Source organism: Bacillus sp. EB106-02-03-XG38 (assembly GCF_058792175.1).
In genome coordinates this window covers 1-21832 of record NZ_JBYTED010000005.1, presented here as the reverse complement: position 1 = coordinate 21832, position 21832 = coordinate 1, and the positions used below count along the sequence as shown (strand labels likewise).

Annotated in this window: 13 protein-coding genes and 3 pseudogenes; 10 read left to right on the top strand and 6 right to left on the bottom strand. The window is 32.3% G+C overall.

From position 1 onward, the window contains the following. Positions 1 to 1508: 1508 nt before the first annotated feature. Entirely contained in the window at positions 1509 to 2249 is a 741-nt protein-coding gene (locus AC3WTI_RS20950) for a MerR family transcriptional regulator (protein WP_097841297.1), read from the top strand. 35 nt (positions 2250 to 2284) lie between these two features. On the opposite strand, the gene AC3WTI_RS20945 is transcribed toward AC3WTI_RS20950, so the two are convergent. Both AC3WTI_RS20945 and AC3WTI_RS20940 read right to left on the bottom strand, forming a co-directional pair. Further along, the gene (locus AC3WTI_RS20945) at positions 2285 to 3736 is read right to left on the bottom strand and encodes an FtsZ/tubulin family protein (protein ID WP_097841296.1); all 1452 of its coding nucleotides are present in this window, start codon (positions 3734 to 3736) and stop codon (positions 2285 to 2287) included. 4 nt (positions 3737 to 3740) lie between these two features. Continuing rightward, positions 3741 to 4163 (bottom strand): hypothetical protein, encoded by a 423-nt coding sequence (locus AC3WTI_RS20940; RefSeq protein ID WP_001006727.1) that lies wholly within the window; start codon positions 4161 to 4163, stop codon positions 3741 to 3743. Between the two features lie 1660 nt (positions 4164 to 5823). On the opposite strand from AC3WTI_RS20940, the gene AC3WTI_RS20935 reads away from it, so the two are divergent. The 9 genes and pseudogenes from AC3WTI_RS20935 to AC3WTI_RS20895 all read left to right on the top strand — a co-directional run. After that, positions 5824 to 7107 (top strand): replication-relaxation family protein, encoded by a 1284-nt coding sequence (locus AC3WTI_RS20935; RefSeq protein WP_097841295.1) that lies wholly within the window; start codon positions 5824 to 5826, stop codon positions 7105 to 7107. Positions 7108 to 7298: 191 nt separating this feature from the next. Beyond that, positions 7299 to 7685, top strand: a complete 387-nt coding sequence (locus AC3WTI_RS20930; protein ID WP_048530099.1) for a hypothetical protein — start codon at positions 7299 to 7301, stop codon at positions 7683 to 7685. 17 nt (positions 7686 to 7702) lie between these two features. Next, positions 7703 to 11224, top strand: a complete 3522-nt coding sequence (locus AC3WTI_RS20925) for a DNA translocase FtsK (protein ID WP_144488558.1) — start codon at positions 7703 to 7705, stop codon at positions 11222 to 11224. 809 nt (positions 11225 to 12033) lie between these two features. Further along, complete coding sequence (locus AC3WTI_RS20920; protein ID WP_253621798.1) at positions 12034 to 12135, top strand: CPBP family glutamic-type intramembrane protease; 102 nt, start codon at positions 12034 to 12036, stop codon at positions 12133 to 12135. Between the two features lie 244 nt (positions 12136 to 12379). Continuing rightward, a complete protein-coding gene (locus tag AC3WTI_RS20915) occupies positions 12380 to 13366 on the top strand; it encodes a S1 RNA binding domain protein (protein ID WP_048530093.1) in 987 nt (328 codons plus the stop codon). Between the two features lie 9 nt (positions 13367 to 13375). Beyond that, positions 13376 to 14302 carry a hypothetical protein gene (locus tag AC3WTI_RS20910; protein ID WP_097842102.1) on the top strand — a complete coding sequence of 309 codons (927 nt, stop codon included), beginning with the start codon at positions 13376 to 13378 and terminating at the stop codon, positions 14300 to 14302. A gap of 221 nt (positions 14303 to 14523) precedes the next feature. After that, a complete protein-coding gene (locus tag AC3WTI_RS20905) occupies positions 14524 to 14811 on the top strand; it encodes a hypothetical protein (protein ID WP_097842103.1) in 288 nt (95 codons plus the stop codon). A 905-nt stretch (positions 14812 to 15716) separates the two neighbouring features. Further along, a complete protein-coding gene (locus AC3WTI_RS20900) occupies positions 15717 to 16001 on the top strand; it encodes a hypothetical protein (protein ID WP_097842104.1) in 285 nt (94 codons plus the stop codon). A 500-nt stretch (positions 16002 to 16501) separates the two neighbouring features. After that, a pseudogene (locus tag AC3WTI_RS20895) lies at positions 16502 to 17317 on the top strand (FtsX-like permease family protein); the annotation flags it as partial. 172 nt (positions 17318 to 17489) lie between these two features. Here the strand turns inward: AC3WTI_RS20895 and AC3WTI_RS20890 are convergent. The 4 genes and pseudogenes from AC3WTI_RS20890 to AC3WTI_RS20875 form a co-directional block, all read right to left on the bottom strand. Continuing rightward, positions 17490 to 17820: pseudogene (locus AC3WTI_RS20890) on the bottom strand (integrase); the annotation flags it as partial. Between the two features lie 155 nt (positions 17821 to 17975). Beyond that, entirely contained in the window at positions 17976 to 18119 is a 144-nt protein-coding gene (locus tag AC3WTI_RS20885; protein WP_164468707.1) for a hypothetical protein, read from the bottom strand. A 943-nt stretch (positions 18120 to 19062) separates the two neighbouring features. Then, positions 19063 to 20772: a hypothetical protein gene (locus AC3WTI_RS20880; protein ID WP_097842116.1), complete on the bottom strand. Its 1710-nt coding sequence runs from the start codon at positions 20770 to 20772 to the stop codon at positions 19063 to 19065. 833 nt (positions 20773 to 21605) lie between these two features. Next, positions 21606 to 21832: pseudogene (locus AC3WTI_RS20875) on the bottom strand (hypothetical protein); the annotation flags it as partial.

Here is a 21832-nt window from a genome sequence, read left to right as displayed (position 1 = left end):
TCATTTAAACTAACTTTTACATGTCAATTAAACCTTTTAGCGTACTACCATATTTAGATGATCACTTCAAGAAATCTGGCGCTTTTGTATATAAAACTATAATCTTTATACACAATTAAACATTATTGATATCATACGGGCAAGAATAAGCCTCTTTGTGATACGCGCTAACATTGACATATCAACCGACATTGACATGTAACGATAAACCTAGCTCTAAATATCAATTTCATGTTAACACCTTTAATGCAATAAGCATAAATACTCATTAACACCCCTGAAAAAACAGTTTATATTAGGGAAATTGTTAATAGCTATTTATCCTATAACTTAAACTTATAATAAATAAATTAATAATATAAAACTTCTAATCCTGTACAAAGTTCAAGATATCAATAACATATATAAAACTACTACATTAACATTCCATCCTTTATGGTTAACATGAAATTGACAATAAATTATATTGATGCGTTTAAATATCAATTTCATGTTAATAATAGGAGTGTAGATATCCATAACGGAATCAAGTAAATAATTAACTTTATGTTAGTTTCTCCACTAAAGTAAGCAATATTACAGGGTGTTAAAAAACATATCCAGTCATTTTGAATAAGTTTTTCTTATATTTGTCCTCATATAAATAAGTCGCTTTAATAGGAACACCACTAATACAGCGATAACTAATGGTAGTTCGGTTAACAAGACATTGATAGTTACCTACAAAAACCCTCTCTATGTCAATTTCATATCTCATGTTAATGTCAGTGGGGGTTAGATTTCTGTTCAAATTGGATAATTTCCAACTTTGACAAAAGCTATCCTGTTGGAAATTAAGCCAATCACATCTTCGTATTGTTTGAAAATCATAGGTGCTAACACATCGACATAAATCTATCATAAATATTCCATATACTATTAAAAATACTCGTAAATATCATATTGATCGTGACATAGAGTAAACATTAGACCCCAAAGTCCATTCACATTAATTCTAATTTTAAATACCTAGCTATATTTACTCTCATAAAAACTACTAATTTGGTAATATTATTACCTTTTTTTCTAGCTATTATACATTACAATTTAAATTCCCTAGCTTACGTCGGCTTATTTTTCTGCACTATCATTGATTATCTCCTCATAACTTATTTACAAAATACCTATATTTCCTTATCATTAGTATTAAGTAACGTGTTTTGTTAATCTCATGGCAACTATCATTGATCTTGCTAACATAAAGAATAGGGGTATCCATTGATAGAACATTGCCATTTATATACTTTGGGGTAACAATAGCATCAACAAATCAAGCGTATTTTATATCAATAGTCAATGTTCTGTTAACAAACATTCAATTACATGTTAATTTTATATTTCATGTGAGTTACTGAATACATAGGGATTTACATACATATTAGCGAAGTAATACCTAACATGTTAATCTCAGTTCACATGTTAATTCCAAATTGAGTGTTCATGAGTTGATTTTTAAGGAGGTTGTTACAATGATTGAACAAAAAAACGAATCACAAGACCATCAAATTAACGATGATGACATATTAGATGATAATATTTTTGAAAAAGCATGGCGAATAACTGAATTCTCTAAACTAGTTGGACGTCATCACAATACCGTTTATAATTGGTTCAACATTTTAGAAGAAAAAGGGCTCCACGAAACGTTAAGAACCCAAAATACAAATGAAAAACTCTATAATGCATTAGATCTTGAAATTGCTCTATTTATTAAACAAAAAAGGGATGAGAAATGGTCTTTAGATGCAATTATTGACCTATTACCACATCAATTCGATTTGAGACCTGTATCACCAGAAAATCAATCAAATGAAGTGTCTACTGAATTAAACCTTCAGGCCACTGCAGAAATCATTGAAAAAATGGTAACTAAACAGTTAGAGGAAAAAATAAAACATATTGAGTCTCGTTATGAAGAGAGGGTAGACAGTATACTTAAACAATTACCGCAACCAGAGGATGCTGAAACTCTAAAATTACGTCAACGTCAAGAAAGACTTGATAACTTTATTATTGAACACAGAGCACGACAGGAATTAAGAAAACAAGCAGAAGGCCTGTGGAATAGTAAAGCTGAATATGAACGTACCAGAAAGGTAGGATGGTTTAAAAAAGAGGAAGATTTGGGTAAAAAACAACTTTTCATTGAACAGTATATACAGGATAATATAATTGATTATATAAAATCTCTTATGAATTCTGTGGAATAACAAAAAAAGTCTGGAACTTAGTCCAGACTTTTTTATTATTTTGTAGTACCAAACATCTTATCTGGATCTAGAAAATCTGATAAATCTTCATCTTCATTTGCTCCAGCATTATTTTCTTCGTCACTACCCATATCGATAAAATCTCCAAATGCAAAACCTAACTCCTCATCCTCATCAATACTCTCAATAGTACTAATTTGAGACTTTGTAAACTGAATCTGGCTTTGTCTTTCTTTAAACTCATTAAATTCTTCAACTAATCCTTTAGATAGTCTCGATGGTAATGCATCAGTTTTATAGAACGTATATACACTTCCTAAGAAATCATTTTTACTTACCAAATATCCGTTAAAAACTGTACCGTTTATAGGTAGATTATTTGAAACTTCTACCTTAGCATCATCCATAAAGGAATCATTAATATTTTTTTGCTCATCTAAGATAGCAAGCATACCAAAATGATGTACTTTTGATGCTTCTACAGAACCGTCGTTATTCTTCTTCATCAAATCAATTGGAGGATGGAAAGAGCTACCTCTTAATGATTCTTGGAACATCTCTATAATTGCATGGCTATTTTCTATCTGGTTCATATTACGTGAAACCTTATTAATTACTAAACAGCCTGTTTTCTCAAGTAAAATACGCTTAAAGTCTTGAGAATCGAGTATTACAGATGTACCAGATCCATTGGCAGCGGTATTTAGCTCATGAATAATTTCACTAATGCGTTGATTTGCATAATCCCGTGAATTGGCGATACCTTTTTTCTCATTTTCATTTAATCCCTTAAATTCATCGTAGAAGTGCTGATTATCAGCAAATACTACAAAGGCTACACCTTTGGATTTATCATTTGCTAATTTCCAAATCTCCTGTGAAAATTTATTTACTTGTCGTAATACATCGGGCCCATCCGCTCGAACGGGAAGTGTTACGACAATCCCCATTTTAATAAAATCTTTGCGCTCAATAGCATTTTCAAAGGCAATTCTCGCAAACTTTGCTTGATTTGCTTTGATTTCAGACATTGGATATTGCTTCGCAACTTTTTGTAATTCTTGTCTGATTACTGGTTTGTTATGAAAAGCCGAAAATTCTTCAATAGCTTTAATGATTGTAGAAGTTCCTGTTCCTCCACCTAAACCGGCAAAGAATAGAACAAGTTCATCAGAAGGTCTTACACGTTCAGTAATAAATTCTTTTAATTTTTCTTTTGCTTCCTCATTTGAATCAAGAACTTTTACCGCACGCTCCGGGTTCTTACCTAAACCACCTAATTTAAGTGAAACTTGATTACTTTTTGGTACATTTTTTAATTCAGCTAGATCTCCATCATTACTATTTAGTGCTAAGCAATTATATACTGCTGTGCCATCTGTATGTGTATATTCCGCAAATTTATCTACCATTCTAGTACCAGCTTGACCAAATCCAACCATTGTCATTTTAACTGCTACTTCATTTTTCAAGAAGTTTTTTGCCATTATTTTATCTCTCCTTATTTACCTTTTTTCTTTTCCCTAACTCAATAAGTACTTGTTGCCCTCTATAAGTTGAGATTAAAAATTTATATGGATGCATAGTCTTTTCAAAGATTAAAGACATTGATGATAGTGTACTCACACTTATTTCGGCTGAACGTCTAGATATATTTGTACGTTCAACTTCTAATGAATAGGATTTACCTTTTTTCTTCTTTACTCTCCTATCAATAACTACATTTTCCACTATTTCATTAATCGATATGCCCCTCATGTACTTTGTCTCTTGAAATTGTTTATTTACTACGTTTCCTATGTATAGAAATACACTGTAGAGTATTTCATCTTGTTCAAGTATATCAGCAAACATGTTTACTACTTCATCTGCAAACTTGATTGTTTGATATTTTTCACTTAAAACCTCGTTCAAGTTGTCCCCCCCTTAAAACATTGGTTAATTATTCCTAGAAACATAGTACATCATTACACGTCGTATATCAAGTCATTATAAATAAAACTTATATATAGGTCTTATATATAAGACTTGTATCAATAAACCTATAAAGAATCTATGTTTTATAAGGCTTTTCATATACAGCGTATATATAACGCGTATACATGTTATATCAATCTTAAATTTCATGTGATTTACATTTTAATTAATTGTAATAAATCACTATAGAAAAAACTGATAAAAACACATAAAAAACCACTCGTTTTTATTAACATGAAACTTACAAAAATATGTATACGACTTATATATAAGTTTTATATATAAGTCGTATACATAAACGCTGTTATAACAAAGATAAATCAAATTTTATTTATAAAAATTAATTAATATTATCTTATATAAGCTGTATAAATAGGTTTTATATATAAATTTTATTTATACAACTTATATAAATCGCATCTAAAATATTCAATATCCAAGCACCTACTATCATACGCGTGTATATATTTTACTAAAGAGATTTCATGAAGATCTTATAACAATTCACACTAAGTTTTTTTATTACTTAATTGGTCTGAAGGGATCTATCTCTTATAAGGACGATAATTGTTAATGTTATGTTAATGCGCTGTTCTTTACCTAGTACTTGTTAGTTTACATGAATGTATATGTTGACAGAAAAAATATGCTCTGTGCCTCATTTGAATACAATTCCATGTCAATTTCAGTCACTCTTAGAAAGCCATTAGAAGAGGCTGTTAATTTCATATGAACAACAGAAATCATCTCAGATTATAATTAACATGTTAAAAAGAGAGCCAGCGTTTAAGCTGACTAATGCAATAGTCCTTAAAATCCCTGTAAATAATCTCTTATACTAAGACATTCAAATAGTATAATGCTAAAAATTTGCATCATCGCTATGGAAAAGGAACATTTCTGTAAATTGAATTATTAACAGTAAGTTCTTATCTTATTAACATCAAAGTGATACTTACATTACACTAAAAGTATTATTAATTTAGTAGAAATAATGATAGCAATTAGAACTTCACATAAAATTAACAACTAATTAATTTCATGTGAATGGAACCTTTTTGTTAAGCACATGTAGACATACTCATTAATTTTTTATCTAAATATTTTATAAGATAGAACACATAAAAGAATAAGTTAAATTTTCACAATGAATCTGTAACAAACGTAAGAGAGAGCACTCTAACAAAAAGCTTACTTTCTAAAAAATATTGGGAAAGCTACTTTTTGCTATTAAAAGTCTCATTATAATTTTTGAATAATTGTAATCAATTAAAATGTTATTATTCCTATCTAATAAATGTTAGGACGCCATAACATTATTTTATTAACGAAATTTCATTATAACTATTGTTAGATGTCTAGTAGTATACCGGCCTAACAATACGAAAGGTTTAATAGATCCGCATAAACCCATAATCTATAAGAGATTTATAAGTGTAATTACCATCCCAACTCTGGTGTGCAAAATTGGGTATCTCTGAAAAGCAAAACCTCTTATTCATGTTTTCTTATTTTACAACCACTATATCGATGTAATAGTATATTAAAAATGATAGGTATTTATTTTAAGTCTAATTTAATATAAGAGGTGTATACTTTGTCCGGAGAAGTGTATAAATATAAACGTCCAGGTACCAAAAAACATTTTCACTTAAAAGAAGCAGACGTTTTTATGTTAACAGTTTTATATTACAAAAGAGCTCTTACAACACGACAAATCACAATGTTATATAGTGCATTTGAGGGAAGAGAATGTTCTGAAGCTAGCATATTTACAAAGCTTGATCGATACTCACAATACGGAGCTTTGCTAACTAAAAAAATAGATAAAAGGGATGACAGTATTACGAAACGCGCCTTATTTGCCTTAAAAGAAAAAACAATTGAATTTCTAATGGAGATAGGGAGAATTCCTAAAAAAAGTTCCAAAAGAAGGTACTCACGAGCAACTTCTTTTCACACAGTATGTTCACGCGAAGTCATTATCCGTACTCTTCTAGCGACTACAAAGAAAGCTCAAACCAATGAAGTATTATATAAAATGGATATTCGTTCTTTTTACCAGAAACAAAATATGACAATTGAGGATGACCAGTTGCCTTTGATTCCTGATGAACATATTTCATATCTAGATAAAAATATCTATATCGAGATGGATATGTGTAAAGAAACAAATGCTACCTTAGTTGAAAAAGTAGGTAAGTATATAGAATTTTCACAAAAAACGAATGAGAATATAACCGTTGTTTTTGTTATGTACGACAAATCTATGTTCCTTGCCGAAGATGCTGAACCACCATACGTGCGTATGAAAAATCTATTATTTTCCATACGGAAATATCATGAAATGTTAATGAATCTACCCAATCTACATATACACGTCTGCTCACTTAAAAATGCTGGAGATGTAATTTCAGATATCATCCTTGGAAAAGATGATAATCATAACTTTGAACAAGATATTCTTTTATCTTTATCTCAACGTTCAGTAGGAGATGCCGATTGGCGTTACGCATTTGTTGAAAGGGTTCAAGCGTTCAAAGAACCAATAGATGGAGGCCTTCGACGAACGTATAAGAGAGATAAAGATGTTATCCAAGATTTCTTCTTTATTTTCGGAAATGAAAATGATTACCGGATGATTGCTAGACTAGACGATGTCATATTTTCAAAAAAAGAAGGAGTCGAAGGCGTTCCACTTGTTGTTATTTATCCGAAACGTGAAAAACCTAGAGATATTCTTTTAATGAACGCTTATCACAACGTTCTACTGCTATCCTTACAAAATGAAAGTGTCACTATAGAAGCGGATGAACAGATCCTGGTACGTACCGCAAATAACATTCATCCGAAAAGACGTAAACTTGTAGAATTATATTAATCTATTATTTTCTATATAAATCTATATAATTTTATTGATTTTCATTATTTAAAGTGTTAGAATAACGTTTGAACATATAATGAAAACTACAATCAAATCAGAACATATGAAATTAAGGCAAGCGACACACGCTGTTTTTACAGTGGGTGTCGCTTGTCTTTTTTTTGTATGGAGAAAGGTGGAAGATGATAATGAATTTACAATTTGCAACAACAACGAATGGGGGAGTGCTCTCTGCAAGAGAAGCATTTAAGAACCCAGAACTTGTACTTAAACATATTACAGAAGAGGGTGCAACGTTTAATGTTTCTTTACAAGATATCCAAGTTCCTGGAAAGCCAAATTACTTTTGGTACGATGTCATAATTGAAACAGCAACAAATAAAAAAATAGAGGTGAATATTGCAGTACTTTCTCAAGAAGAATATGACCAACTATGTGAAAGAAGTAGTATTGATTTATATTTAAAACAAACCGAAGATGCGGCGAAATTCTTTTTAGAAAAATCAAAAGAGCAATTTAAACCTGAATTCAATAATCGCTTCACATTCCATCATAAAATTCAAATATACCTGTAAGATGTAGGTGATTTTCTATGGGGACACTTAAACAACGGTTACCGTTATTTACTACACTCACCTTAATTAGTGGATTTATTTTTTCATTTGGATTCGGTCTAGTAAACTACATAAAGTTACTTTACTATGCATTTGAACCACCTTCTTATCCTATAGAAATTACATATATACCGCTTATTTTAATGTTCTTCTCTTTACTATTAGGAGAATTTAGCTTTAGGTTTTATAGCCGCATTCCTGCTTTACATGTCAAAAATGGAAATTTGTTAATTTTAATTACCTCTCACATTGCAATTGATATCCAATTTTTATGGTTTGCAACTGCCCCGATCCATGCAAAGGTTATTCCTTATCTCACGGATAAATTAAAACATATTAATTTTGGTGAATACGAGGCAATAGGTCAGGTTTTAACAGGAAATTTTCACACACTCACTTTGATTTTTGTATTTTTACCCACAGTATTTATGATTTTGTTTACACTTTGGTATAGTGGCCATATTGTTCGTTACCAAGGGGAGATATTAAAGTGGGCACAACAATACGAATATAAAAATCACAAGTTGCAAAAATGGTTTAATAGCCAAGAAGAACAAATATATCCTGATGTAGAAATTGGGCCTCATATTGAGCATAAAGAGATGGTTCGTATTAAGGGGAAAGATAGAACGCTAAATGGAATTATTATTGGTCCGATTGGTTCTGGTAAAACATCAAGTTTAATTATTCCTATGATAAATCAAGATTTACACTGGATGGTACGTTTCATAAATAAGTTTGAAACAGCGTATAAAAAGAATGATTATGATACAGAAGAAGTAAAAGGAACATATTTAAATGGTGTGACTGTTATTGAACCTAGTAATGATTTATGTCAAAAAGTATTTAAGTTGGTACAAGCACATAAGATCCCTGCAAGTTCTGTTTATTATATCGATCCAACTAATCCTGATACCAAAAATATAAACATTCTGCGAGGACCAGTTGATAAAGTAGCAGAGGTTTTCGCAATGGTTATTCAAGGTTTGTCTGAATCTAACAATGCGTTCTTTGAACAGGCCCAGCGTAACCACCTTAAACAACATATCTATTTACTAAAACTACACAACCCACAAAAAGATGTTACCTTCGACGACTTAATTGAGATGTATGATGATGTAGAACGTGTCCATCGTATGCATAAACTTTTAAAGGTACAAGTAGAGAAGTTATATGATTTTGTTCGAAGCGGGGATGCTTCACGTGACCAAAAAAATGAATATAAAATTATAAAAGGTATTGATGAATGGTTTGATAATACCATTCGTGAAAAAACAGGCTTCCAAGGAGAACCAGCAGTTTATAAATCAGGGAAATATCGCGGACAACCAATGCATTATGACAGAGAAGAAGAATATGTTAAAGGTTTACGTAATATCTTAAAAGATTTAGCTTCAAACGTTTTAATACGACGCGTTTTATTTGGAACATCTGATTTTGATTTTGATGTTCATTTAGAGCAGGGTGGCATTTTACTTGTTAATACAGCAAAAGGGGAGTTGGCAGACCTTTCAAATGTATTAGGAAAATTTATATTGTTAAGTATGCAGAATGCAGTATTCCGTAGAGCCCCAAATATCTCACCTTACCATCACATTATTGTCGATGAGTTTCCGGATTATGTGGTGCGGCCATTTAAAGAATTCCCTGCACAATCTCGTAAATATAAAGTAATTCTAACAATTGCTAGCCAAACACTATCTCAATTAGCTCTCGACTTCACAGAGCAATACATGTTTACCTTACTGGGCTCATTCCGTAACAAAATGATATTTGGAGATGTAACACCATATGATGCAAAAATCTTCTCTGACATGTTTGGTGAAAAAGAGGAATTTAAAGAGGCGGAATCCGAACAAGGTATTTCTCCTATGCAAGAGAATCCTGTTAGTCGATTAGGATCAACCTATCAGAAAACAAAAGAAGTTATTATGTCACCAGGAGATATCATGGCACAAGGTGCATTCATCTGTGCTGCCCGTATTGTACAAGACAATCATGTCCAACCCGTACAACAAATTACGAGTAACTTTGTACCAAAAGAAGAATTTATTCAAGCGATTATTCAGGTAGATATGGAAATAGGACGATATTGGGAAAATGAACGTCTCCGTCTTATTAATGAATCTATCGTCAAAGCAAATCCTATGCAGCATGTAGATGCAGAGAAGATGAAAGAATTTCTCCCTTTATTCCCTATGCAAGATGAGGAAATGGAGAAAGATATACCAATAAAATTACAAGGTGAGCAACAATACATTGTATCATTGGAGAATTATAGGGGACATAAATCCGAAAGTACAATCTCATCAAACGATTCTGCAGTTGTCAGCGAACAGATCGAGGTTGATAAAGAAGAGGCTGAAAATAAATTGTATAAAGAAATTAAAGAATTCGTTATTGAATCACAACAAGTCTCTCCAGCCTTTCTGCAAAGAAAATTTAAAATTAGCTATATGAAAGCTGCTCGATTTATTGAGAAGTTAGAACAAAATCAAGTTGTAAGTTCTTATGCAGGGAATGGCCCTCGTACAGTTCTAATTTCAAATGATAATAGTATACCAATATTACCAAGAGAATCAGATGTTAATACTACCCAATTACTTGATAAAAGTATAGAGAATACTAATTCACAAAAGGTAGCCATTTCAGGCGAAGACAACGAGGTTACGCAAGGAGAGACAAGTTTCTTTAAAGATATTCTATATGACGATGTTTTAACTTTTGTAAAAAAAGCTGGTACCACGTCTATCTCTTTACTGCAGGACAATTTTAAAATAACTTATACACGTGCATCGAGATTAATAGACGCCTTACAACGAAATGGCGAATTGCCAGTATTAGAAGAAATATCAATAGAAAGTGTAAGTCCTGAAATAACTAATACAGTCCCGGAGGAACATATTGAGGAAGTCATAAGTGTAGAATTACCTCATATAGAAGAATGCCCTGAAACAAACATGGAAGTAGAGGAAATGAACAAAGAATTATCTATTACTACATTAGAACAAGAGTGGAACAAAGACTCTATAATTCATTCCGAAATTTCTGATGAGACTGCAACATTTCCAGAAGAATCCCCAGAAAATGAACTTTCAATTTCAATAACAGGGGATGCAAAAACAAATATAGAATCTACCCCAATTTTAAAAGAAAAAAAAGAAAATGTAGAGATCAGTACGATTCCAGTTACAAAAACGGTTAATCACATTGAAGAGAATAAGCTTGAAGAGGAAGTTGCAAAAGTTTACGAATCTATTAGCCTTACTGTTCATCAAAACTTAGAAAAAAACATGATAGGGACCATTAGAAATGATGAGGAACAGCGTGAATATAAATCCATGAGCTATAAAGAACAACAAAATCGCTTGAAATCCCAACAAAAAAATAAGTATAACAATACGCAATCACAGCTTAACAAAAATGAGCAACCAAAGACCAATATATCCAATGTTATGAGTAAAAGTCTGGATGATATATTTGGTAATATCGAAAACTAGTCTATTAATATTCAAACCCTACATCTCGATAAATTTATATAATTTTTAAAACAATAATCTTACCTAAAATATGATAAAATAAAACTAATTATTGTGTAAAAAATATACATAAATAGAAATAAATGGAATAGATGGTGGTAGATATCAAAAAATCTAAGAATTTATCGTTTTCCGACAGAAGACTCCTTCCTCAAAAATGTGAAGGTGTGAAACACCAATTTTAGGTGGGAGATGAATGTCGGTTGGCATAAGCCAACATGTTTGCTATCATTTACTTGTACAGATTGCTCTTTGAAAACTGAAGATATGAGGTTGGTTGCAGAAAAACGTTGCAACCGTAAAATCTTCAACGTTCTTTCGCCCCATACTTGCCGAAGTTGCGAAAACCAAGCTAAAGTAGGTAGTGTGGTGAGTCAACGTACAAGATACTTATGTTTTCACCGTAGGGACTACGGGTAGAGCCTGCTAAGATAACCGGTGGATACACCGGTGTTCGCAGGAATCTCCCACTTCAAACAGTCCGTAAGGACGTTAAGTGGTGAATAGTTCAATGTACTGTACCCTAATGTTTATAGGAGTAGTTTTCCTTTTAAAACTCTTTTAAAACTCTTTGAATACTTATTCAATATTACAATATATACTCAAATGACTGATTCTTTTATAATAACCCTGATTTTTTTGATAGTGTTTTTTCTTCCTACAAAAGCAAGACAATATATGCTTAAAAAAATTCATTGGTCATTTTTTACCAACTTTAAAAATTACTTATATGTATTTTTGGGATATATCATCGTATTTTCCCATTTATCTTGAGTGTTGTAACTAGCCTTATATATAAAAAAACAAATTCATTATTAGCACCCTTTTTTATCCACTGTCTATGGAACTTAGCCAGTATAAAAGAGTTGTAATTCTTCTATTCACTGTTTCGTCAGAAATAAGCTATCCAATTGGATTATATGTTTTAACTCTTATACGATAATCTTTTACTACATCTAAACTCATACTAATTTTATACTTGCAAAAATTATATAATACCATTATATTTAAATTAATAACTATACAAATAAAGCATAACTTACGTGAAGGACACACCTTACGTACCATTCCAACGGTACAGGTGTGTCCTTTTTTACGTTCTAGGAGGAAAATATGATGGCAGAAGGTAAAGTAAACACTCAAATTACAGAAGAACTAGGGATGGCTTTTGAACCAGAGAACAACAATATAGAGGAAATGCATGTAGAAATAACCTTTAATCAATTTGAACGAGTACGAGAGCATGAATTAGAAGAATTAGCTCGTATGAAACGTGAGCGTATTGTAGGGAAAGGATTAATTACTGTCGTTTCTGAAAAACTATTTCCAACTAAAAATGGTACATCAGAGCGTATACAAGTACTTACAATTGAAATCGGTACTCATACGACTGCATACTGTCCCATTACAGAGGCTGGAATCAATATTCCTAAAAACCCTCAGTGGCTAGTAGGAAGGACGAAGCCTGTTATTATTGAGCACTTCCAAAGAACTGAAGAAGGTAACTTCGCCGTCGTATCTATTACCGCGGGAGAACTAGCACTTCAAAAGAGGTTGTATGAAGAAGCAACTGCACAAGAGGGGAATAAAGTATACACAGGAACTGTCTCTGGACATATTCCATCTGCACAAACTGTTTTAGTTGAGGTTCATGGTGTAACCGTAGGAGTGAGGTATTCCCAATGGTCACACTCCTTTGTACGTCCAGAGAATATTGTGATTGGTGATGTTGTAGAACTTATCATTGATAAAGTAGTAGAAAAGAATGGTCGTTATGAATTTAGAGGAAATAAAAAGAAACTAGAAACAGACCCAATGGATAAGCTATTAGAGCTAAAAAAACGCCGTGACCGCTTTGTAGGTAAAATAGTAGGGGTAGATGCAATTGCTGGTATTTTCGTAGAAGTTGCACCAGGTATTCAGTTTAAAGGACTAAAGAGCCGTAATCTTGCCAACCCAACTACAGAAGATGCAATAAACCAAACGATTGTTACATGTGAGCTGCTTAATATTGATGCCAAAAATAGAAAAGGAACTGTACGTATCCTAAATTATCCCCAAGGGCAGAGTAAAAAATCTAATTCATCAATTTACCAATTTTAATGAATGATTATGCGTACAATAGAGAAACAATTGCCTACTTATGTACCATCTATTCCTCATTTATCAAATGAGGATGTACAGGGACTTCAAATATATCGAATACATGGACTGGATAAATTCTATGTATTCCATTCTTATGAAGAATTGGTTAAGTTTAAGCAGCGTTTGACAGAGGAACAGTATGCCATACTCACTTTCATTGGTGTTCATACATCTGTTCGATTCAATCATTTACTATATTTATTCAAGAACAAATACTCACGTAAGAAAATAAATGATGCACTTCAAGGATTACTTTACTATCGTCTAATTGAAAAATGGCGGGTTAAGAGTTTTGATTTGGAAATCTTTGAAGAAACATATACATTATCCGATAATGGTTACAAGATCTTAAAATACTGGAAAGGTAATATGTTCTTCTTTGCTCCAGAGCGTCTTGATAATCACGGTAAATATGTTCATCTACGCTATTGGCATGATATAGACCTACTTTGCCACCTGCGTTATGCTCCTTCCTTTATAGGGCATATTATGCATCCATCTATTAGTAAAGGGATTTTTACCCCTCCTTTAAGTTTTACTGTGCAGGGAGGAGTAAATCAAGAATTTAATTTTGTTGTATACTCTACCTTATTAACAGATAAAAAAGATCGCTTAAGACAAATTATCGCTAGATGGAGAGATTTCGTAGAGTCAGGTAAGGATGTTATTATGAACGATTTAGGGAATAACCCTACAATCCTAGTTATTTATATTTCTACTGAAAAACAAGCAAAGCAAATTAATAATGAACTACTACTCGATCTAATTCCTGGTAAAGTATTACTATGTATAGGAGAAACGTTACATGTAGAAGGATTACAACATGCCTTTTATCAACCTCTTGCAGAAGGAAAGATTAAGCAATTAAATACAAAGCTATTCACAATAAACTAAGCCACCCTTACAAGCTATTGCTTTCTTTTAGAGGGTGGCTTGTTTATTGTATAAAAAGCATGAAATATTTATAAACAACTTAAGAGAGCTAATTATCCCATGTCTACCTCTATACAAAGTACAGATTTTACGAAATAATACTACTTGATGCCTGTTTTAACAACAATGATATATAGATGTTGTTATTATTAAAATAAAATATACAAGAAAGGAGTAATACATTGCTACGCATACAAAGAGGGTACATGTACGATCCAGATGATAATGAAGTAATTGTAAATGAAATTTTCTACGATGCTGCTTCAGCTAAAAAGCTAGGAAGTAAAATGGGGGTATTTGGTGCAGTAAAACTACCTACTGCTATTTTCCGAAAGGTTCAAGAAAATGAAAGTAAGTCCTATATAGAAAATATTGAAGTTAAAAAAGAAACTATTAGAGAAATACTTTTTTATTTAGACCAAAATCAAAAACCAGAAAAACTTTATTTTGAAATGCAGTACATGAAGTAACACCGAGAACCGAAAATAAGAGGGGATTTATAGCAGGGGAAGTAGGGACATTATTATTCAATATATATAACAACTGCATATAAAACCTCTTCTTATATTCGTTCAATTAAAACAATTGAATACAATATAAAAATAGTTTAATATAAACGTATGTTTATTGTTTAATTGATTCCGTTTATTCCCACGCCTTATGAGTTGTGGTTGAGTTGTAGAAGCAGGTTGTATTCTTGTTTCAATTATGAAAGGGCTTCTTTGAGCCGATTAATGTATATAGCTTATTTTGCTATGCACATTTTCAATCGACTTAAAGAAGCCCTTTTTATGTTGTTTTTAAGTTAGGAATCACTTGTAAATAGACCTTTTGGGCTAATAATATGCTAAATGAAAAAAGCACATATATTGTGCTTTTTTGTTTAAATTAGAGGAGGTATCATATGGAACTTTACAAAGTATGGCTTAAGAAAAAGAATGTGAGAGTAATATGTGCTCGTATTTCTTATGGAGCAGTAAGTTTTATTTAAAGGAAGCGTACATGATTGCGATTGTGTGAAATAGCTAAACTATCAAAAATTAAGTTCAACCGAACAAACTAAAATCATTCATAATGGATATGAAACATTAAGATTACTACAGGATACCTGTAATGAGATAAAAATTACTGGCAGTCCTTATACTCTTGTAGGAATAGTACAATAAAGAATGAATTCATAGCTTAACTCTTTAGCATTGTTAAGATTTTTTGAATTCAAAACGAAAAAAGATATTTAATGATAATTTATGGTAGAGTAGAGAAATAATGGAATATGAAAATTATGCACTAGGGAATTTATATAGAAATAAGGTACTCGTTGCAATGCTAAAAGCACAAGGAATTAGAAAACAAAATGTGAGAGGAGCACTATAATATGATTACAGTTAACCGAGGATATATGTATAATCCAGATGATAATGAGGTCTTAATTACCGAAATTTATTATGAAGCTGCTACCGATACTAAGTTAGGAAGTAAGATGAGGAGTTTATCTTACACAGTTATTCCTAATGAAATTAAAGAAAAAATAGAGGCAGCTGATTCATTATCTTATATGGAAAACATTGAGGTGCCTCAACAATTGGCTGCTATATATCAAGATGAAATTAACATGTATGGAAAACCAGAAAAATTGTACTTTGAATATACAAATATGTAAGAGGCGAGAAGACATTGAACTAATTGGTTCAATGTCTTTTTTTCTGTAGTTTATGAAAAAAATGAATAGGAAAAGATATTTGTTCATTTTTGAGATGAAGTAACGTTTTGAACTATTCACCACTTAACGTCCTTACGGACTGTTTGAAGTGGGAGATTCCTGCGAACACCGGTGTATCCACCGGTTATCTTAGCAGGCTCTACCCGTAGTCCCTACGGTGAAAACATAAGTATCTTGTACGTTGACTCACCACACTACCTACTTTAGCTTGGTTTTCGCAACTTCGGCAAGTATGGGGCGAAAGAACGTTGAAGATTTTACGGTTGCAACGTTTTTCTGCAACCAACCTCATATCTTCAGTTTTCAAAGAGCAATCTGTACAAGTAAATGATAGCAAACATGTTGGCTTATGCCAACCGACATTCATCTCCCACCTAAAATTGGTGTTTCACCCCTTCACACTTTTGAGGAAGGAGTCTTCTATCGGAAAACGATAAATTTTTAGTTCAACTAAAATTTCTATAGAGGGAGTGGATACAACCCTTAATTCTAGAGCTTATACGATTTCCGAAGGACGTGATTTATCTCTATCGGATGCAAAGGGGAAAAAAGCAGTTCTTTTGGACAGCTATAAGAAATTAGGTATGAAAATTGGTGATACAGTTGATATTCAAATTGGAAATGAATTAGTAAACTGCGAAATTATAGGTTTCTTTAAATCTGGTGTAGTGAAAACAGTTGGCATCCGTATCCCAACTGAAACATTAGCTACATATGGGAAACCCAGCCGAATTACTTATTCTTTAGATAGTGATCCACAAAAAACAAATGCTATATTAACAAAGTTAAATGAAAAACTTCCTAGTTCAGAAATGGCATATTCCATTTCTGCTACAGCAATCGATAGTCTTCAGTATATTATTCAAATGCAAAGTGCTTTCTTCTCAATTGTAGCGCTGTTTGCATTTTTAACGGCTGTTCTCACAATTGGAAATTAAGTTGTCATCCGCTTAATGCAACAGACACGGGATGTTGCTATTATGAAAACAGTTGGTATGTCTTCTAGTAATTTGATGAAATCCATTTTATTAGAAAATACGATTATTTCCCTATCAGCCGGATTAGTTGGTGCTGGAATTGCATTAGCCTTTTCAGGTATCATTTTTCGCTTCTTGTTCCAAATGCCGATGAAAATAGATATGACCTGGTCTATTTTAGGCATACTTTTATCCGTTATAACAACAATCATTGTGGTGTGGATAGCGGCCAAACAATCATTATCAGCTAAACCTATACACCTTTTACAATATATATAAATAAAAAAATCAGAAATTATCTTGCTATAGTAACCTCAATTATGAAACATAGAGGGGGATTATTAGCTTATTTTGCTATGTACATTTTTAATCGACTTGAAGAAACCTTTTTTGTTGTCTTCAAGTTAGGACTTATTGTATTGCCCTGCACTTTAGGTGCATCCTTTTCCTACACCCAACGAAACGTACCTCGATTAAAATGAAATGCCACAAATAGAGAGATTATCTGTGTGTTGTCAAGATTTTACTGGTTCCGGAATAGTCGTATAATATTTGTAAAGCTGGTGTGTATTTTCTTTAGTTAAGGAGACAGACTTAGTTAATCCATTTTCTCCAGATACCACGAAGGTATTTCTAGCAAACTGTATATGGCTCATATTAAACGATACAAGCTCTTTCAAGGATAAACCATAGTTTACTATTAAATTGATTATACAAGTGTTTCTATCCATAATTAGAGGTCGGTATTTAGCCTGTCTTTCAGTTAACCCTATTGTCTTCATTCAAATAAGCAGAAAAAGCTTCTAAGATTTTCTCTAAATTAATTGTCACCTTCATTATAATCACCTAATTTCTTTGGGTGTATTATAACAGAAAGTAGGGGGAAGACCTGCTTTCGTCTTTTGCTACGCATAGTTGCTTTTTGATATATTGATTATTATTTACAAAGCCAAATGAATAAAGCTATCATAATACTCCAAAAAGGAACTACAAAGACTATTCCCCAAAATATCCCTTTGAAAAATCTAATCCCGTTATATGTATTCGTCTCGATATAAGTTATATCTTTTAGTACAGCCATATTTAATCCTCCTAATGATAATAGTTTACTAAAATGAAAAAAGGACAAACCTTGCCCTGTTAGGGATACGTAGGTTTGTCCTTTTGTATGAGGGTAATGCTATCATTAATTACCATTATTATAACTAAATTAACAAATATTATCAATTAGGTCTGACATCTTATTAACAATCATACTAGTAATAATAAAATCTATTATAAATATATATCTTATATATTAAAAAGAAATAAAGATAAAACTATTATAGGTCATCAAAAATAGGGGAAAGATCTACTCCCACGAGGGAAAATTTGATGTTAGAACCTAAAAAATCATAAATAGTAAAAAATGTATCCGTAGATTCAATGATTATTAGAATTTCAATTCTACAAAAAAGCAGAAAGAAAATCATATGTTTCTACATGAAATCGGAAAGAAATTAATACAAATCACTTTATATTTATCCAACTATGGGAATAGGCTGTATTTTCTTTAGTCTAGTAAATAAGGCAGTATCTCCCGTTCAATTATCCACATTTTGTTCAGAAAATGTAGCTATTTGTTAACATAACTCAGTATTTACACATAAATCACATTATTATTGATGATTTTTATTAGATGAAATAAACGACACTAGTATTATCAGGGATATTGAGAAAATATTATTCACATTTAATCATAATTGTCCTCATATCCACTGTTTTTATAAATATCCTTCTGATTTTTTGTAGATATAATAGGATAGGTTTTATTACGGAAGAAGAATACGCATTAGTATTATGTGGAGAGTTATGGACAGAAAGAAGAGAACTTGTATAGAAATGCATAAAAAAAGACTCCATTTTACATGAAGTCTTTCTGATTTGGTATGTATAAATAGAGAATTGGAAAAGGGGTATTAATGAAACAAACACGAATAGCCCTCCTCTTTTGATTTTTTCAAAAATAGAGAGCTTGTAGCTTTTTATTTTATTTCCATTTCGGTTAGCACCTGATCCGGATCTGTTATTGTTACACCAGAACGTACTAAACGTTCGAAGGTACGCATAAACTCTAGTAAATTAAACTGCTTTGGTAGCTCAATAACACGGAGTTTTTCTTGTGGCAGCTTATCAATAGCTTCGATAAACCATTCACGCACATCACTTGGAATCGTACGTTCTTTATGGCCAAGAACTTTTAGTTTTTCACGCATTTCAATTTCTAAAGCGATATATGCATGGAGATTCACACCCTGATCATATGCATATTTTCTAAATAACGTTTCTTCTTGGTATTTTAGATAATTACGGTGATAAGACTCTTCCGTCACTGGTACCGCAAACTTTTGCTTCAGTAGTGCATGCACATTTTTAAACATCTTCTTAATGTTATGAAGAGAGTACATAGAATAATGTAGACCAAAATTAAAGACAGCTTGCTCACGGTCACTATTTCTCTCTTTTGGTATGTGCTGCGCAATTAGAGGGTAGATGCCTTCTTTCGCCGCAGTATCAAGAATTTGATATTGAGATGTTTGATGCAATAGTTTTTTCAATGTATATACAATTTTCTTTGGATATCCTTCTTTTCGATCAACCATGTCACGAAGCCCATGAATGACACTGCGAATTTGACGATGACAAGTATGCTTTAAGACATGAATGAATTTATTCATATCTGCAGACAGTTCACCGATGTTCATTTCTTGTAGGACTGACTCAATGAACTTCGCTTTACGAGCATAGGTAGCTTTTGGTGTAAATGGATCCCTGTGTTGTTCTTCTCCAGCTTCTTTCGAACATAAGAAGTCTGAATGGATAGACAGATATAATGTTGTATATCGTTTTGTATGCTTGACACCTTTTTGCATTTTGCAAATTTTGAATAGGGGATTCCCCGTACATGGTAATGCAGTTGTTAATTCTTCGATAACCGCACGGATCTGATGCGGATATTTTTTATGTAAGAAACGATACATCCCACCAAAGTGAGTTTTGTTGCCTCTTTCATCTTGCTTGTCCAAAGAACGTTTTAAAGTTGTTTCTGTATGTTGTTGCATTGCGATATCTAAGAATAGCTTCTTAGCCGCTACAGATAGCTTAAAGAAATCCTTTGTAAATACAACCGGACTAATATATACGTACGGATTTGCTTTTTCTGTTTCCTCATTCATAAAATGAGTCAGTTTAATTGTATATCGGCCATCTACGCCATTTTCAATGGAGATAATGTCATGTAAGTTTAATTTTTTTAATGCGATATAGAATTGAGAGTGTTGGATATAAGCAAATTCTTCTTTATATTGCTTGTAATCTTCCCACATCATATGTATTGTTACATTTGGAATGACACCATTTGTATAGCATTTTTTATGTAGGTACAAGAATACTTCAAGATCTGCATTCGTAATACCGTATAATTTATGTTTTCTTCCAGTTTTTTCTGCAATTGCAGACATTGCGCGACGTGAAAAAGATGGCTTGGCTTTTTCGACAAAGCCTTCTACGTCAGCAATACGTTCTTCGTATGTCATGTGCTGCAGAATATCTTCTAAATATGTATCTTTATAGCTGTAGTATTTCTCCTCAAATGTTTCCACAAGCTTTTGCCAAGATTTTAGTGTGACTAAAACTGCGTTTGTCTTTTCACCATTTAAGCTACGTTGATTACGTATCACAAATGATTTCCCCATCTTTTTCACCTCCGTTCTGCAAAATTCGAAATGTATGCCAGAATACTATAAAATATACCAATTTTGATTATAGCAAATCGAAATTTGGCAAAAGGTGCTCCTTTAAGAAGAAAAATAGCAACTTGCAACAGCTCATGAAGCTAGTTGTATCAAGGGATAGGAGAATTTCATAAATTTTTTTTGTGTTAAGGATACCGCAAACGTGTTGCAAGTTGTGTGATATGTATAAAAGTAAGTGGAAAGGTACCTAAACCCTTGGTATATAAAGAATTATATTAAAATCTGTAGGGAAGTTAGGGAGAGGATACCGCAAACGTGTTGCAAGTTGGTGAACACAATCATAAAAAATGAATTACAATGATTAACCTTGATATAGAAGGACTTGTTGGCATTTATAGATTGAAAGTAGGGAGAGGATACCGCAAACAGTGTTGCATCTTGTGAGAAAAATAAGGGTATGCATACCGCAAACGTGTTGCAAGTTGTGTGATATGTATAAAAGTAAGTGAAAAAGTACCTAAACCCTTGGTATATAAAGGATTAGAGTGAAAATGGTAGGGAAGTTAGGGAAAGGATACCGCAAACATGTTGCATTTTATGTATGTAACTTATTCAAAATATGAGAAAAATAGCTTAAAAACTTTAAAATGACATGATTTTTTAAGAATTACTTGGTTGAGAAATAAATTATACTGTTGCAAGTTGAAAGAAATAGGGCAAGGATACCGCAAACGTGTTGCAAGTTGAGAAATATAAGGTAAACAAAGCGCAAAAGGAATGTAAGTAAAGAGAGATAGGTAAGAGAAAGAGCAAACGTGTTGCAAGTTGAAGAGTTAAGGTAAACAAAGCGCAAAGGAATGTAAGTAAGGGAAAGTAGGGCAAACAAAGCGCAAAAGGAATATAAGTAAGGAGAGATAGGTAAGAGAAAGAGCAACGATGTTGCAAGTTGAAGAGTTAAGGAAAGCAAAGCGCAAAAGGAGTGCAAGTAAAGCAGAATAGGTAAGAGAAAGAGCAACGATGTTGCAAGTTGAAGAGTTAAGGAAAGCAAAGCGCAAAAGGA

What these genes read in the sequence shown, in the direction of transcription:
- AC3WTI_RS20950 (WP_097841297.1), top strand. Translation starts at nt 1,509, where the DNA reads ATGATTGAACAAAAAAACGAATCACAAGACCATCAAATTAACGATGAT.
- AC3WTI_RS20945 (WP_097841296.1), bottom strand. Translation starts at nt 3,736, where the DNA reads ATGGCAAAAAACTTCTTGAAAAATGAAGTAGCAGTTAAAATGACAATG.
- AC3WTI_RS20930 (WP_048530099.1), top strand. Translation starts at nt 7,299, where the DNA reads ATGAATTTACAATTTGCAACAACAACGAATGGGGGAGTGCTCTCTGCA.
- AC3WTI_RS20925 (WP_144488558.1), top strand. Translation starts at nt 7,703, where the DNA reads ATGGGGACACTTAAACAACGGTTACCGTTATTTACTACACTCACCTTA.
- AC3WTI_RS20915 (WP_048530093.1), top strand. Translation starts at nt 12,380, where the DNA reads ATGGCAGAAGGTAAAGTAAACACTCAAATTACAGAAGAACTAGGGATG.
- AC3WTI_RS20910 (WP_097842102.1), top strand. Translation starts at nt 13,376, where the DNA reads ATGCGTACAATAGAGAAACAATTGCCTACTTATGTACCATCTATTCCT.
- AC3WTI_RS20900 (WP_097842104.1), top strand. Translation starts at nt 15,717, where the DNA reads ATGATTACAGTTAACCGAGGATATATGTATAATCCAGATGATAATGAG.
- AC3WTI_RS20885 (WP_164468707.1), bottom strand. Translation starts at nt 18,119, where the DNA reads ATGGCTGTACTAAAAGATATAACTTATATCGAGACGAATACATATAAC.
- AC3WTI_RS20880 (WP_097842116.1), bottom strand. Translation starts at nt 20,772, where the DNA reads ATGGGGAAATCATTTGTGATACGTAATCAACGTAGCTTAAATGGTGAA.